We start from the raw sequence: 14070 nt of genomic DNA on the forward strand, positions 1-14070 counted from the left end.
AAGAAAGAGGGTTTCCTTTGTCTACAAAAAAACAATCGCTGTTTTTGTTATTGCCCTTTCTACTGTTTATCCTGTTGTTCTTTATCGTCCCATTGGTGTACATGCTGCTATCCAGCTTTAGCAACAGTGATGGTTTTACGTTGATGCAGTATAAAGCGGCACTTGATAATGTTTTTATTCTACAAGGCTTTAAGAACAGCATCACGCTGTCTGCGATTTCTGCATTGATTGCGCTTGTCGTATCGCTGTTTGCGGTGTACGCCATGATGCGCTTTTCGGAACCCATCCGTGAAAAGATTTTAGTGTTTATGAACTTGACGTCTAACTTTTCAGGAGTACCCTTAGCATTCGCGTTCATCATTCTGCTCGGCAATAGCGGGCTGTTCATATTGATGTTTGAAAAGATGGGGATTGATGCGTTGTCCTCATTTTCTTTATATAGCTGGAGCGGCTTGCTACTTGTTTACATCTACTTTCAGCTGCCCTTGTCACTGATGCTCCTTTACCCGATTTACTATGGCATCCAGCAACAATGGAAGGACGCTGCCGCACTTTTGGGGGCATCGCCTTTTCATTTCTGGACTAAAATTGGAGTACCAATTATGCTGCCTGGAATCATCGGGACGTTCAGTATTCTATTTGCCAACGCTTTAGGCGCTTATGCCTCGGCTTATGCATTGACGAGTAGTAACTATAATCTGGCTGCAATCAGAATTGGTGCACTGTTGACGGGAGATATTTTTGCACAACCGGAACTTGCGAGCGCCATTGCGGTTTTACTTGGTGTGACGATGATTACGGCGATGCTTTTGAGCGAGTGGAGCATTAAGAGGACAAGGAGGAATTTGCAGTGAAAAAAAGGGGACTGCCTGAACTGTTTTTCCTCATCCTAGTGATTTACTTAATCTTGCCTGTGCTAGGAACTGCCCTTTATGCATTCTCGACGAAATGGAACAACACGATTTTGCCTGAAGGGATAACCCTGGAATGGATGGCTTTCCTGTTTCAGGATATGAAATTTCTTGAAGCGTTCGGCCGGTCTGTTTTACTTTCGGGAGGGGCTGTGGCACTCGCGTTTTTATTCATCGTACCGGCCATTTTCGTAATTGTTCTTTATTTCCCAAAGTATGAAAAATGGGTCCAGGCCGCTGTCGTGCTGGTGTACGCATTTCCTGGAGTTATTTTAGCGGTGGGTTTGATCCGTGCTTATGCCCATTTGGGGGTGCCGATGATTTTCACAATTTTAGGTGCATATGTTATTGGTATTCTACCTTACATCTACCAAGGAACGCGCAATAGCTTGCGCAATGTGAATGCGAGACAATTGTTGGATGCGGCGGAATTGCTAGGGGCCTCCAAAACGCAGGCGCTCTTAAAGGTTCTGCTACCTGCCGTATATCCGGGTTTGTTTGTCGCCGCATTGCTATCGTTCTCGATATTGTTTGGTGAATTCGTACTTATCAATTTGGTCGTTGGTTCTCGATTTGAAACGGTTCAGATTTATTTGATGAAAAAACTAAATTCAAGTGGCCATATTGCTAGTGCAGTTGTAGTTGTGTATCTGGTGCTGATGAGCTTATTGACGGCTGTAATTTATGGGTTGACTAAACGAATGAAGGGGGTTGCACATACATGAGTTACGTCATGATTGAGAATCTTCGCAAAACGTATGGCGCCTCCACGGTATTGTCGGATATCCACATGACGATTGGAAAAGGTGAATTCGTGACACTTCTAGGTCCGAGTGGTTGTGGTAAAAGTACGATTCTGCGCATCATTGCTGGATTGACAGATGCCACGGCGGGAAGCGTAAGCATTGATGGAAAAGATTTAAGAAACATCGAATCTAAGAATAGGGAAGTAGGGATGGTGTTTCAATCCTATGCCCTATTTCCGAATATGACAGTGAAAGAGAATGTGGCTTTCGGTTTGGAAATGAAGAAAATGGACCCTATCGAAATTGAGAAGCAAGTACGTGATATGCTTGCGGTCGTTCGTTTATCCGATAAAGAGAAGGCGTATCCCCAAGAATTATCTGGTGGTCAGCAACAACGTGTTGCGCTTGCGCGGGCATTGATTGTCCGCCCGAAAGTCTTATTATTGGATGAACCACTTAGTGCGCTCGATGCCCAGATCCGAAAAAAATTGCAGGCGGATTTGCGTGCCATCCAAACTGAACTGGGCATCACGATGATTTTAGTGACCCATGATCAGGAAGAAGCAATGGCTGTATCGGACAAGATTTGGGTGATGAATCAAGGGGGAATTGCGCAATGCGGGACGCCGACTGAAATTTACACCAAGCCGGGGAATGAATTCGTCGCGAATTTCATCGGCCATTATAATGTATTTTCGCGACAGGAATTGGAGCAATTGATTGGTCAGCCATTACCGGGAGACCACGTTAAATTTGCAATCCGACCTGAAGCTATCAGAACGGAAGAGTGCCCAGGAGCTTATCAGGTAAAAGCAGTGGCAAAGGATTCCATGATGAGCGGAAATGTCATCCGAACTGTTTTTCAAGCGGGCGAGCGGACATTTTCCATTGAACAGCTCCATCAGCAAGCGCGTGTTTTCGAACAGGGAAAGGTCTATGAATGTTATGTCGAATCAAACGATGTGATCGCGTTGAAATGATTGTTTAAAAGTGGCAAGATATATCCAGCTAATTAATAAAGTACATATGGAAAGAGCGTGCGATATGGATTGCGGCAGAAAAGGGGAGAATGTCAGTGGATTATCATGTGCATCTAGAAGAAGGTCTCTATTCATTCCGCTGGCTTGAGCGGACATCGCAAGCACTGGACTTTTTTGCGAATCCGGGAGTTCTGAAGAAAGGTTCTAAGGAGCACGCAGTGTGGCAAACGAAAATGCTACAGACGAGGTTGAGTGGTGGATGCTATGGGGAGGAGTGGCTCGACCTTTATTTGGCACACGCGAAGCAACTTGGTTTGAAAGAAGTGGGCATTGTGGATCATCTGTACCGCTTCAAGGAAACAAGAGACTACTTTCGGGAATATATTTTAATGGATGAAAATGATCCGATTGGGAAGTTACAGTTGGATTGGCTGGATAAGGTGATGACGGAGGAAATGGTAGACTTCGTAAGGGTGATTACTGGGGCGAAGAAGCGGTGGAGCAGTGAAGGTGTTGAGCTTAGGCTTGGCATCGAGGCGGATTACTTTGTAGGCGGTGAAGAGCAGTTGGCGAATCTACTTGACCAGTATCCGTGGGATTTCGTAATTGGTTCTGTTCATTTCATAGACGGTTGGGGGTTTGATAATCCTCAGACAGCTTATGTATTTGAATCAACCAATAAGGAGGCGTTATATGACCGTTTTTTTGAAACGGTGGAGCAGGCAATCCGTAGTGGGTTATTCGATTTCATCGCCCATTTGGATAATTTGAAGGTGTTCGGTTTTAGGGTGGAAGATGAAGCGTTCAATCGTATGTGGTATGAACGCATTGCGACTGCATTGGTGGAGATGGATACGGCGACGGAAGTGAATTCAGGTTTATCCTACCGATATCCTGTAAAAGAAATGTGTCCCGGTCCTGATTTCTTGAAAATCCTGGTAGCTAGAGGAGTCGAGTTTACGGTATCCTCAGATGCCCATTTCCCTGATGATTTAGGGAAATATGCACAACAGAATGTGGGGATATTGCGTGACTTGGGCGTGGATAGACTTGTTACTTTCCAAAATCGACAAAGAATATTCCGTCCGATTAAATGACGGACTGGGGGAACAAATGGAGTAATCAATTGAATTTGGTACTATAATTCTACAGGGAAAAAGGTGTAATTCCTTCAAAATTAATGAGGGAATACACCTTTTTATATTTAAGGGTCTTTTTCGACGCTCATTTTTAGGGAGGATACAGGTTTTACAAAAAAGTTACTCAATATCATTAATTAATTCATGATACATATTACTACTTTTAACAATAATGCTATTTTCTCTAGTTGTTAAAGTTACACCGCCATCTTCGAGTTCGTCTAAGAACATAAGATATTCTTCACCTGTAGTGATTGCTTTTTTAGGTAATAATAATTTGTGTACATTATCTAAATTACCATTTTTATGTTTTTCGATAATTTCATAGTCAACTATCGCAAGACCATTTTTTGCTTCAGTCAAATTTAGAACTCTTATTTCAATAATATGATCCGCTTTATTAACTAACTTTTTGTTTGATTTTAAGCTAGTTAAAGCTTTGGTTTGTACAGTATTATTCTTACTGAAATTTTCTTTCGTGTATGCAATCAACTCGTTAACATTATTGTATTTATCATCAATAAACGGAGATTCATATTTCTTCTCGAATACATCAATTAACCTTACTAGACTACCATCCTCTACTATTTTAATGACAAATTCTCCGTTTTGAACATAAAAGTCTTTGTCGTACAATGTAGAACTATTTTCTGATAGAAGTAGGAAATATTTCCCCCCCATTTCTAACAACTCGTCATTGCTTGTGTATACAAGAATTTCTTTACTAGTTGTTTCACCAAGAACTTGTTCCTGGACAGCAACCTTAAATACTTCTCGTTCATCATTTAATGTTTCTTTTCCTTCGATTACTCCGAGTACAACATTTGTTGAACCTTCATTAATAATATTTTCATAGGTAGGCTTAAACTTTTCTATTCCATAAGTACCGTTATTTAGTTGGACTTCTTTTATGGCTATGTTTTTGTTAAAGGAATTGGTGTTGTAAATAAATATACTACCTACAATAATAATCCCAGAAAAAAGCATAGCAATTAATGATTTTTTCATGACTTTTCCCTCCTATTAATTAATAATTTTGTTTAGATAAGCATTCACTTCTTCAATATCAATCATGATTATTGCAAATTTAATTTCCGTTACCAGATTTGGGCTTAGAAGGAACCCTGCCTTGCTTAAAAAAGACTAATCTGTACAACTATAACTATCATACAGATTTTATCTCTATTAACCGTAAACTGGATTTTTATATTTTGCAAGTTGATTGGTTGCCATCCTCTACTAGTGACGCGAATCATAGCGACCATTTACGAAATCATTACATACTCTCCATAGCCCCTTCATATTGTTGTATTAAGATTGAAGTTGAAAGAAGTATTCAATCGAAAAGGGGAGATATGTATTGAAGATGCTCAAACCGAATGTAGAAATGGAAACTTCAGTGGGACGTATGAGACAACGAATGGGTCATTTCAATGGCGGCGGTAATCTACTGGATAAGATTGCGTGGATTGTCATGAAAAGAGAAAAGGTTTCGAAGAACAGTTATTATCCGTTACCTCCCAGAAAATGATAATCACAAGCCCCTTCAATTCTAGGATTGAGGGGGCTTTTAGCGTTCATATAGAATAATGAAACTTCCAAGCTCATCCAATCGTAGAAGAGAGAAAGGGTAGGGGATGAGGATATGTCAATTCTTGAATTTCGAGTGAAGGTTACGCCAGCAGTGGCGAAGGATATAATAACGCGTTCGATTGTTGGGGGAAGTGTCACTGGCAAAGTCGTCGATACATATGTGAGGAAACTGGACGATAAGGAAATTATCGTTCTCATTATGGAGAAGTTTTATATGCGTGCAAGTCGTGTAACATTGACGGTGACGATTGATAATGTTGAAGATGTGACAAAGGTACATGTAGTGGGGTCTGGTGGTTCGGAGGGTGTTTTGCCAATCGATTGGGGCGCGGGAAGAAATTTTGCTGGGGTTGTGGAGAAGGCTTTGGGGTCTTATATGATAGGGAGGGAATGACCGTTGCAAATTGCCGATAACATTTTTAGGGAATTTAGCGATATCACTCCTAAAAATATAAGTATCCTAAGAAATGAAGGGCGACTTATCGCAAAGATTGAAGTGGACGAAAATGTTTATTTTTTGAAAGGTGAGCGACAGACGAACGAATTCATAGAAACAGTTATTTCATTTGTAACAGCAATGAATGAGAAAGGCATTCCATTTACCCGTCTTGAAAAAACGATAGATGGGCATCAATATGTTGAAGCGTCGGGTTTTATTTTTACAGTAGAAAAGAAATCTGTGGGTGAGGAAGTTGAACGGCTCAGGTTTTCTCATATAAATGACATTGGGAAAATGCTAGGTAAACAACATGCGGTATCCGAGACCCTAGATGTATGTTTTGGTACCGCAACCAGTTGGAGCATATTCGGTGGGAATGAAACCGATGCGCTGGGCGATTATGATGAGAATGAATTGAGTTTTAAGAAATTCATGCAGGATGCGGAGAAATTGAGTGAACTTTCTGTAGAGGTTGAATTGATTAAGAACAGCTATTTAGTCAAGCGTGAGAGGTTGAGCACTGTATGGGAGACGCTTCCATCGGGTCCTATACAAGGTGATTTTTGTCCATATAATATGCTGTTTTCGCAGGATGGAAAAATTACTTCCATTTATGATTACAACATTGCGGGTGATGAAGTTTTTCTGAATGAATGCATAGGGGTGGGCGTATTCTTGGCTTGGCATCATCCATATATAGGGGCTGAAACTGAAGTAGAGCGGTTTTATATCTTCATGAATGCATATATGCAGGAACGTCCGTTTACAGAGGCTGAATCGGCTGTCTTTGACGATTTGTTGGCGATAATCCGGGCATTTCGCTATGACAGGGTAGAGGAGATAGTTCAGTTGTTGCGCGAGGGGAAAGATGCGCAGCGGTTTATAAAAGAGGCATTTGAGATACTGCAATGGCGGTGTCGGTAGTAATGGGATTTGCGGTAGTTCATTATATAAAGCCTTTCCTTTAATGGAAGAGGCTTCTTTGGGTAGAATGAAAAGAAACGAAAGGGGTGCTCCGATGTTCCGTATACCTGAATCGATTGCGGATCTTGGTAAAAAACGGATTGAAGGGTTTCCAGTGGAAGGGTTCGTCTACGGAGAAGGGCCAAAAGTTCCGGAACTGATGCTGATTGGGGAAGCACCTGGGGAATTCGAGCTTGTTGATGGCATCCCGTTCATCGGGCGGGCTGGTAAGGAACTGATGAAATCGCTTGCGACGATTGGTTTGACGCGGGAAGACGTCTACATCACAAGCACTGTCCGTAGCAGGCCATATAGATGGGGCACGAAAAAAGAGCGCGATGGCACGCAGATTGAACGGAAATATAATCGACCACCAACGCAAAAAGAAATCTTGGCTCATGCACCCTTGCTCGATTACGAACTGGCGAACGTTAAGCCGAAACTGATTGTCACACTTGGTAACATCGGGTTGCAACGGCTGCTCGGAAAAGAGGCGAAAGTGACAGAACTTCATGGGCAGTTACTGGAGCGCCCAATTCAATACTTAAATGAATTAGAGGATGCAACGCTCAATTGGACGGCGGAGAACTATAAAATTGTACCAACATTTCATCCAGCATCCATCTTTTATCGGCCTTCTCATAGACCGTCACTTGAAGCGGATTGGTTGGAAATCGGACGTGTTTTAAAGGAGATGAAATGATGACTGAATCTCAGCATAAAAGGGTTTTGATTATTGGGTGTAGTGGTGCGGGGAAGTCGACTCTTTCACGGAAACTTGCAAGTCGATGGAGATTGCCCCTCCATCACCTAGACGCTTTATTTTGGAATGAAGGATGGGTACCGACCCCGAAATTGGATTTTAGGGAGAAAATGAAAGATGTTTTGGCGCGACCTGAGTGGATTATTGATGGGAACTTTGACTCGACGCTTGAGATGAGGGCCCAGCGCGCGGATATGATCATCTTTCTCGATTTCCCCAATTGGCTTTGCCTATCTCGCATTTGTAAGAGAGTGTGGATGTACCGGGGACAGACTCGTCCAGATATGGCGGAGGGATGTCCGGAAAAGATTGATAGGGAATTTGCCCGTTGGATTTGGCGTTATCCGAAAGACGCGAGACCGGGTGTGCTAGACGTGCTTCGTGAAACTAAAGCGGATGTAGTTGTATTGAAAACGCCAGGTGAAGTAGAAAACTGGTTGGTGAGTTCACCTGACGATTCTTAAAGCTATGGAATTAGTAGTTGGAAGATAGGTGAAAGGTCATGATTTGTGAATAAACTTGTGAACTTGACGGATAAACTTATGAACTTGACGGATAAACTTATGAACTTGACGGATAAATTTATGAACTTGACTGAGATAATCTTGAACTTAACGAATAGGCTTGTAGTTTTTTCATATGTACATCCCGTCCAATCCAATGATTTTTCTTGAGTATACTGGATGTCCACCAGAGATAAAGGGAACAATGTTGTAAAAGGGGGAGGATGAAAGAGATGTATAAGCCAATTAGGAAATCATTTTTTGATGTACCTGTCCTGGAACTTGCCGAAAATTTAGTTGGACAATATATCGTCCACGAGCAGACGGAGGGATTACTCGTTGCCCGTATTGTTGAAACCGAAGCCTATCATGGGCCTGAAGATCGTGCGGCACATAGCTTCAGTAATCGTCCGACGAAACGGACTGAAATCATGTTCGGAGCGGCGGGATCTGTTTATACCTATCAAATGCATACACATACCCTAATGAATGTTGTGGCTGGACCTATTGGAACGCCGCATGCTGTCCTGATCCGTGCGGCAGAACCTGTGGAGGGCTTTGAACAGATGAAGGAAAACCGTGGAAATAAATTGAAAATGACGGATTGGACGAACGGCCCGGGTAAATTATCCAAAGCACTCGATGTGACGATGGATTATTACGGTCAGCATTGGACTGACAAGCCGCTTTTCATTGCTGAGGGACCTGAAACGGTTGAAATTATGAAAGGGCCACGTGTTGGGATTGGAAATTCGGAGGAGGCAGTTTATTACCCGTGGCGCTTTTTTGAAAAAGATAATTCATATGTTTCAAAATATCGTGCCTGAAATGGACGAATAAACGGATATACCGCTGATGGTAGAACCGTTTATTGAGTTACCTAAGATGCAGTGCCCCCTTGATATGGATTCGCAGTCATGATAAGTTTGTAATGGATTAAATTTGTATTGGGGGATATCATGAAGAAGATACTCAAAATGGGAAGCGCTTTCATTGGGATTATCGTCGGGGCGGGGTTTGCTTCTGGTAAGGAAGTTCTACAATACTTTACAAGTTTCGGTCTCCTTGGGATAGCGGGTGCTATCGTTTCTACCGTACTTTTCGCTTATCTTGGAATGTCATTGACGAGAATAGGGAGTCGAATGAGAACCACTTCGCATAAAGATGCGATTTATAAAATCAGTGGCCGTTATTTAGGGATTATCGTCGATTATATAATTATTTTTACGTTATTTGGTGTTGGAGTTGTAATGATTGCAGGCGCGGGTGCAAATTTAAATCAGCAATTCGGTTTGCCAGCATATGCCGGCAGTCTACTGATGGTTATTCTTGTCCTGGTTACGATTATGCTTAATGTTGATAAAGTGGTTGGTGTTATAGGTAGCATCACACCCTTTCTTATTCTTGCTGTCATCGTCGTTTCTACTTATTGCTTAGTGACAATGGATACTACATTCGCCGTGTTAGATCCGATTGCACGCGGTGTGAAAACACCGTTGCCGAATTGGTTTATCTCAGCTATTAACTACGTTTCATTCAATATAGCGGTGGGTGCTTCAATGTCACTGGTCATGGGTGGCGCGGAGGAGGATGAGCATACGGCGAAATGGGGCGGATTTGTCGGAGGTCTTGGCCTTGGGGTTCTTATCTTATTGAGTCATCTAGCAATCTTTGCGAAAATAGAAACTGTTGCGAATGCTGATTTGCCAATGTTGGCGATTATCAATGACATTTCACCGATACTAGCCATTTTCATGGCGTTCATATTATATGGCATGATTTTTAATACGGCAGTTAGTATGTTCTATGGTTTCGGTGCACGTTTTGTTGTAATTGGAACGAAAAACTTCAAAGTGTTTGTTTTCATCTCACTTATGATTGGATTCGCCCTGAGCTTCCTAGGCTTTAAGGACCTTGTTGCTTATTTCTATCCATACATTGGCTATCTAGGATTATTCCTTGTTGCGGCGCTCATTTTCGCATCGTTTAGGCTTCCAAAGAAAGTTCAATTATAAAAATCCACTGACGGGCCGTCATGAAATAAATTTTGCTGACGGCTCTTTTTAAAAGTCATAGAAGGCTGGCAAAATAGCGTTGAAAAGTGGTATAATAGTTATAATTCAGAAGTTGACAGATTGTTTTCAAATTAAATGAAGTGTTTTAATTCAGATAAGTGAAATAGAAGGAAGGATGAGTAGCTTGCTTCATTATCGAACTCAGGAACTTAGCCCAACTTCCCCATGGGTGACTTTCGTACACGGTGCTGGCGGCAGCTCTTCCGTCTGGTACAAGCAAATCCGCGAATTCAGGAAAGGGCATAACGTTCTCCTGATCGATTTACGTGGGCATGGAAAATCGGAGCGCGGAATGTGGGAAAAAGGGGATACGTTTGCAGAAGTCTCTAAAGAAGTTATCGAAGTGCTCGATGAAATTGGTATTGAGAAGACACATGTTATTGGGATGTCACTCGGTACGATTGTAGCACAGACAATCGCCGATAATTATCCCGAGCGTGTGAAATCGCTCATTCTTGGGGGAGCCATCATCCGTTTTGATATCCGCACAAAGATGTTGCTGTGGATTGGACGGGCTACTAAACTTTTTATTCCGTACATGACTCTTTATAGACTATTTGCATATATCATTATGCCGCTTAAAAAACATGAGGAATCGAGATTGGTATTCGTTAATGAGGCGAAGAAGATGTGTCAGAAAGAATTTATCAAATGGCTCTCCTTAACAAGCCTTATCAATCCTTATTTGTCGCGGTTACAGGCATCGACGACAGCAATACCAACATTATTTCTTATGGGAGATGAAGATTATCTTTTCATCCCACCGATTGAGGAAGTTGTTCGTCGCCATCAAGCATTTGAATTCGTTAAAATAAAAGATTCCGGGCATGTCTGTAATATTGACCAGCCAGATGAATTCAATAAATTGTCAATCGATTATATCTCGAAAATAGAACAACAAAACGCCATCGTCCAATTTGGATGATGGCGTTTTTTATGGTGGCTATTTTGCGTTCCTATTTAAGCATGTGCAAGTTCAAGCTGAACAGCAGGACCGAAGAATTCAAAATGGATTTTCTCTTCAGGAATTCCGAGCGCATACAAATCTTTAATGATAACTTGCATGAATGCTGTTGGTCCGCAGACGTAAATGTCGCTGCCTTCTAAGACATTTGCATTGAGGAAGTCACGGTTGATGAACCCGTCGCCTTCTTCGGAATAGAGAACTGCATATGTTGAGTTGGACAGTGAATCATTTAACTTTTCTAAAACAGTGTCGAATGCTTGGTGTTTCCGTGTGCGAGCTGAATGTAAAAATGCAACAGGGCGCTCAGGTGATGTTTTTGCGATTGTTTCATACATGCTCATCATCGGCGTAATTCCTACACCGCCACTGATCAATGTGACCGGGTTCGTACTTTCCATATTCAAGTAGAAATCGCCCGCGGGAACACTCACTTCGAGGGTGTCGCCGACGTTCATTTCACGATGTAGGAATACGGAAACTTTACCGTTCGGGTTAATTTCATCTTCTCGTTTAACGGAAATACGGTAAACATCGCCAGTTTCGGCTTGTGACAAGCTGTATTGACGGTTCAACGTATATTCTTCACCTGGGATTTGTGTGCGAACTGTAATGTATTGTCCCGGTTTGTAAGCGTGTAGTTTATCGCCGTCCACAGGTTTTAAATAGAAGGATGTGATGACGTCGCTTTCAGCAACTTTGTCTGTGATTTTGAATTCTTTGAACGATCTCCATCCACCATCAGCTTGCTCCGCTTTGTCATACATTTCTTTTTCAATGCCGATAAAAGCATCAGCAATGACTCCATATGCTTCACCCCATGCACCGATGATTTCAGGTGTCGCTGCGTCGCCAAGCACTTCTTTGATGGCGCCGAGGAGATGGAAACCGACAATTGGATATTGGTCTTCTGTGATGCCGAGTGATTTATGTTTGTGTGCAATTTGGACAACTGCGGGTAAAATGGCACCTAGATTGTCGATGTTGGCAGCCGCAGCATACACCGTATTTGCAAGGGCATTTTGTTGGCGGCCTTGTGCTTGATTGACATGATTGAATACATTTAGCAATTCAGGATGAGCCTCGAACATATTTTTATAAAACACAGTTGTAATCGTTCTTCCGTGTTGCTCCAATACAGGTACTGTTGATTTGACAATATCGATTGTTTTTTGTGATAGCATGTTAATGCACAACCTTTCGTATTTGTTAACTTAAGCATAAACGATGAAGTGGTTTAAAGATATATTAAAAATACATGTTTAAGTGGTATTAGAAAATTAGTCACATTTCTTTCACGTAATTGCCACAAACGTTATACTAGATTTGTAAGGAGCGTGAAATTATGCGTTTGACGATGTATACAGATTTTTCATTGCGCGTTCTTATTTATCTTGGGGCAAAAGAACCGGAAGCCATATCGACAGTTCAGGAAATTTCAGATACGTTCCATATATCAAAGAATCATTTAACAAAAGTCGTTCATGAACTTGGAAAGATGGGACTTATCGAAACAATCCGGGGGCGGGGCGGCGGAATTCGTCTGAAAGTTGAACCAGAAAATATCAATATCGGGGAGCTTGTTCGGAAGACGGAAGATGATTTTCAACTTGTTGAATGTTTTAACTCGGGAACGAACAGTTGCATACTTTCCCCTGTGTGTAAATTGAAAGGGGCGCTATATGAAGCGCTTGTTGCGTATTTAGCAGTACTCGACAGCTATACGATTGCAGATTTCATCGTCAATAAAGATGAACTTTCTTCGATTTTGTTCGAGCGACCTTTGTGATAAAATGAATAATGAATATAGAGATGAGTAGGAGGATTTTCTTCATGGGAAAAGTATTTGTAATTGGACATAAAAACCCTGATACTGATTCAATCACTGCGGCAATCAGCTACGCGTATCTTAAAAAGCAATTGGGTATGGATGCAGAAGCGGTACGACTTGGAACGGTAACGGGCGAGACTGCGTATGCGCTTGACTATTTTGGCTTTGAAGAGCCGCGATTGATTCAAAAAGCTGCGCCTGAGGTTTCGAAAGTAATTCTTGTCGATCATAACGAAAAGCAGCAAAGTGTGGATGATCTAGATGACGTTCAGGTATTAGAAGTTGTGGATCATCACCGGATTGCTAACTTTGAAACGAATTATCCGCTTTATTACCGTGCGGAACCGGTTGGTTGTACAGCCACAATTTTGAATAAACTGTACAAGGAAAATGGTGTTGAAGTACCGAAAAATATTGCGGGACTTATGCTTTCTGCTATAATTTCGGATTCTCTTCTGTTCAAGTCGCCGACATTTACAGAAGAAGATCGTGTAGCAGCGGAAGAAATGGCGGTAATTGCGGGTGTGGATACGCAAGAATATGGTCTCGCGATGTTGAAAGCGGGGGCGAATTTGAACGATAAAACGCTGGAAGAACTCATTGTACTTGATGCGAAAGAGTTTTCAATTGGTGCCGTGAAAATTGAAATTGCACAAGTAAATGCAATTGACGTCAATGATGTGTTGAATCGTCAGGTTGACTTGGAGGATTTAATGCGCCGTGTGATTGCAGAAAAAGAACTCGACTTGTTCCTATTCGTCGTAACTGACATTTTGAACAGTGACTCAGTTATTCTAGTACTCGGAAAAGAGGCGGAACGAGCAAGTGCTGCATTCAATGTGACGCTTGTGAACAATGTAGCAACATTAAATGGAGTCGTTTCAAGGAAGAAACAGATTGTTCCAGTGTTATCGAGCGCATTGAAGTGAGTTAAATAGGGGAAGAAAAGACTGCGCCATAGTTGATGGCGTAGCCTTTTTGGGTTTATGAATTGCCATGACAGTTCGCGCGAGCCATGACAGTTTAGCGGATTGCCCTTAGAGTTTCGGGAATTGCCATGACAGTTCGCGCGAGCCATGACAGTTTAGCGGATTGCCCTTAGAGTTTCGGGAATTGCCATGACAGTTCGCGCGAGCCATGACAGTTTAGCGGATTGCCCTTAG

16 protein-coding genes are annotated in these 14070 nt (G+C 42.0%); 14 read left to right on the forward strand and 2 right to left on the reverse strand.

The window, feature by feature from the left end; genetic code table 11:
• The first annotated feature begins 17 nt into the window (after positions 1-17).
• The 4 genes from H4683_RS10850 (at position 18) to H4683_RS10865 (ending at position 3734) form a co-directional block, all read left to right on the forward strand.
• The gene (locus tag H4683_RS10850) at positions 18-854 is read left to right on the forward strand and encodes an ABC transporter permease (RefSeq protein WP_192598863.1); all 837 of its coding nucleotides are present in this window, start codon (positions 18-20) and stop codon (positions 852-854) included.
• The gene (locus H4683_RS10855; RefSeq protein ID WP_192598864.1) at positions 851-1636 is read left to right on the forward strand and encodes an ABC transporter permease subunit; all 786 of its coding nucleotides are present in this window, start codon (positions 851-853) and stop codon (positions 1634-1636) included. The genes H4683_RS10850 and H4683_RS10855 overlap by 4 nt, the downstream gene beginning before the upstream one ends.
• Complete coding sequence (locus H4683_RS10860; RefSeq protein ID WP_192598865.1) at positions 1633-2637, forward strand: ABC transporter ATP-binding protein; 1005 nt, start codon at positions 1633-1635, stop codon at positions 2635-2637. The genes H4683_RS10855 and H4683_RS10860 overlap by 4 nt, the downstream gene beginning before the upstream one ends.
• 89 nt (positions 2638-2726) lie before the next feature.
• Positions 2727-3734 carry a histidinol phosphate phosphatase domain-containing protein gene (locus H4683_RS10865; RefSeq protein WP_192598866.1) on the forward strand — a complete coding sequence of 336 codons (1008 nt, stop codon included), beginning with the start codon at positions 2727-2729 and terminating at the stop codon, positions 3732-3734.
• A gap of 162 nt (positions 3735-3896) precedes the next feature.
• Here H4683_RS10865 and H4683_RS10870 read toward each other — a convergent pair whose 3' ends face one another.
• The gene (locus H4683_RS10870) at positions 3897-4784 is read right to left on the reverse strand and encodes a hypothetical protein (RefSeq protein WP_192598867.1); all 888 of its coding nucleotides are present in this window, start codon (positions 4782-4784) and stop codon (positions 3897-3899) included.
• A gap of 352 nt (positions 4785-5136) precedes the next feature.
• On the opposite strand from H4683_RS10870, the gene H4683_RS10875 reads away from it, so the two are divergent.
• The 8 genes from H4683_RS10875 (at position 5137) to H4683_RS10910 (ending at position 11037) form a co-directional block, all read left to right on the forward strand.
• The gene (locus tag H4683_RS10875; protein ID WP_192598868.1) at positions 5137-5307 is read left to right on the forward strand and encodes a hypothetical protein; all 171 of its coding nucleotides are present in this window, start codon (positions 5137-5139) and stop codon (positions 5305-5307) included.
• 114 nt (positions 5308-5421) lie between these two features.
• Positions 5422-5763: a DUF6054 family protein gene (locus tag H4683_RS10880; RefSeq protein WP_192598869.1), complete on the forward strand. Its 342-nt coding sequence runs from the start codon at positions 5422-5424 to the stop codon at positions 5761-5763.
• Between the two features lie 3 nt (positions 5764-5766).
• Positions 5767-6732 carry a phosphotransferase enzyme family protein gene (locus tag H4683_RS10885; protein WP_192598870.1) on the forward strand — a complete coding sequence of 322 codons (966 nt, stop codon included), beginning with the start codon at positions 5767-5769 and terminating at the stop codon, positions 6730-6732.
• A 94-nt stretch (positions 6733-6826) separates the two neighbouring features.
• Positions 6827-7474 (forward strand): uracil-DNA glycosylase, encoded by a 648-nt coding sequence (locus H4683_RS10890; RefSeq protein WP_192598871.1) that lies wholly within the window; start codon positions 6827-6829, stop codon positions 7472-7474.
• Positions 7474-7998 (forward strand): P-loop NTPase family protein, encoded by a 525-nt coding sequence (locus H4683_RS10895; RefSeq protein WP_225942037.1) that lies wholly within the window; start codon positions 7474-7476, stop codon positions 7996-7998. Before H4683_RS10890 ends, H4683_RS10895 begins: the two co-directional genes overlap by 1 nt.
• Positions 7999-8261: 263 nt before the next feature.
• The gene (locus H4683_RS10900; RefSeq protein WP_225942038.1) at positions 8262-8864 is read left to right on the forward strand and encodes a DNA-3-methyladenine glycosylase; all 603 of its coding nucleotides are present in this window, start codon (positions 8262-8264) and stop codon (positions 8862-8864) included.
• Between the two features lie 132 nt (positions 8865-8996).
• Entirely contained in the window at positions 8997-10052 is a 1056-nt protein-coding gene (locus H4683_RS10905) for a YkvI family membrane protein (RefSeq protein ID WP_192598874.1), read from the forward strand.
• Positions 10053-10236: 184 nt separating this feature from the next.
• Complete coding sequence (locus tag H4683_RS10910) at positions 10237-11037, forward strand: alpha/beta fold hydrolase (protein WP_192598875.1); 801 nt, start codon at positions 10237-10239, stop codon at positions 11035-11037.
• A gap of 35 nt (positions 11038-11072) precedes the next feature.
• Here H4683_RS10910 and hmpA read toward each other — a convergent pair whose 3' ends face one another.
• Positions 11073-12260 (reverse strand): NO-inducible flavohemoprotein, encoded by a 1188-nt coding sequence (hmpA, locus tag H4683_RS10915; RefSeq protein ID WP_192598876.1) that lies wholly within the window; start codon positions 12258-12260, stop codon positions 11073-11075.
• Between the two features lie 161 nt (positions 12261-12421).
• On the opposite strand from hmpA, the gene H4683_RS10920 reads away from it, so the two are divergent.
• Positions 12422-12865, forward strand: a complete 444-nt coding sequence (locus H4683_RS10920; RefSeq protein WP_192598877.1) for an RrF2 family transcriptional regulator — start codon at positions 12422-12424, stop codon at positions 12863-12865.
• A gap of 44 nt (positions 12866-12909) precedes the next feature.
• Complete coding sequence (locus tag H4683_RS10925; RefSeq protein ID WP_192598878.1) at positions 12910-13836, forward strand: manganese-dependent inorganic pyrophosphatase; 927 nt, start codon at positions 12910-12912, stop codon at positions 13834-13836.
• Positions 13837-14070 lie beyond the last annotated feature (234 nt).

Source organism: Sporosarcina limicola (genome assembly GCF_014873855.1).
Taxonomy (GTDB): domain Bacteria; phylum Bacillota; class Bacilli; order Bacillales_A; family Planococcaceae; genus Sporosarcina; species Sporosarcina limicola.

Excerpts from the sequence above, each read along its gene's own strand:
- H4683_RS10860 (WP_192598865.1), top strand. The coding sequence starts at position 1,633 with ATGAGTTACGTCATGATTGAGAATCTTCGCAAAACGTATGGCGCCTCC.
- H4683_RS10865 (WP_192598866.1), top strand. The coding sequence starts at position 2,727 with ATGTCAGTGGATTATCATGTGCATCTAGAAGAAGGTCTCTATTCATTC.
- H4683_RS10870 (WP_192598867.1), bottom strand. The coding sequence starts at position 4,784 with ATGAAAAAATCATTAATTGCTATGCTTTTTTCTGGGATTATTATTGTA.
- H4683_RS10880 (WP_192598869.1), top strand. The coding sequence starts at position 5,422 with ATGTCAATTCTTGAATTTCGAGTGAAGGTTACGCCAGCAGTGGCGAAG.
- H4683_RS10890 (WP_192598871.1), top strand. The coding sequence starts at position 6,827 with ATGTTCCGTATACCTGAATCGATTGCGGATCTTGGTAAAAAACGGATT.
- H4683_RS10895 (WP_225942037.1), top strand. The coding sequence starts at position 7,474 with ATGACTGAATCTCAGCATAAAAGGGTTTTGATTATTGGGTGTAGTGGT.
- H4683_RS10900 (WP_225942038.1), top strand. The coding sequence starts at position 8,262 with ATGAAAGAGATGTATAAGCCAATTAGGAAATCATTTTTTGATGTACCT.
- H4683_RS10905 (WP_192598874.1), top strand. The coding sequence starts at position 8,997 with ATGAAGAAGATACTCAAAATGGGAAGCGCTTTCATTGGGATTATCGTC.
- hmpA (WP_192598876.1), bottom strand. The coding sequence starts at position 12,260 with ATGCTATCACAAAAAACAATCGATATTGTCAAATCAACAGTACCTGTA.
- H4683_RS10920 (WP_192598877.1), top strand. The coding sequence starts at position 12,422 with ATGCGTTTGACGATGTATACAGATTTTTCATTGCGCGTTCTTATTTAT.
- H4683_RS10925 (WP_192598878.1), top strand. The coding sequence starts at position 12,910 with ATGGGAAAAGTATTTGTAATTGGACATAAAAACCCTGATACTGATTCA.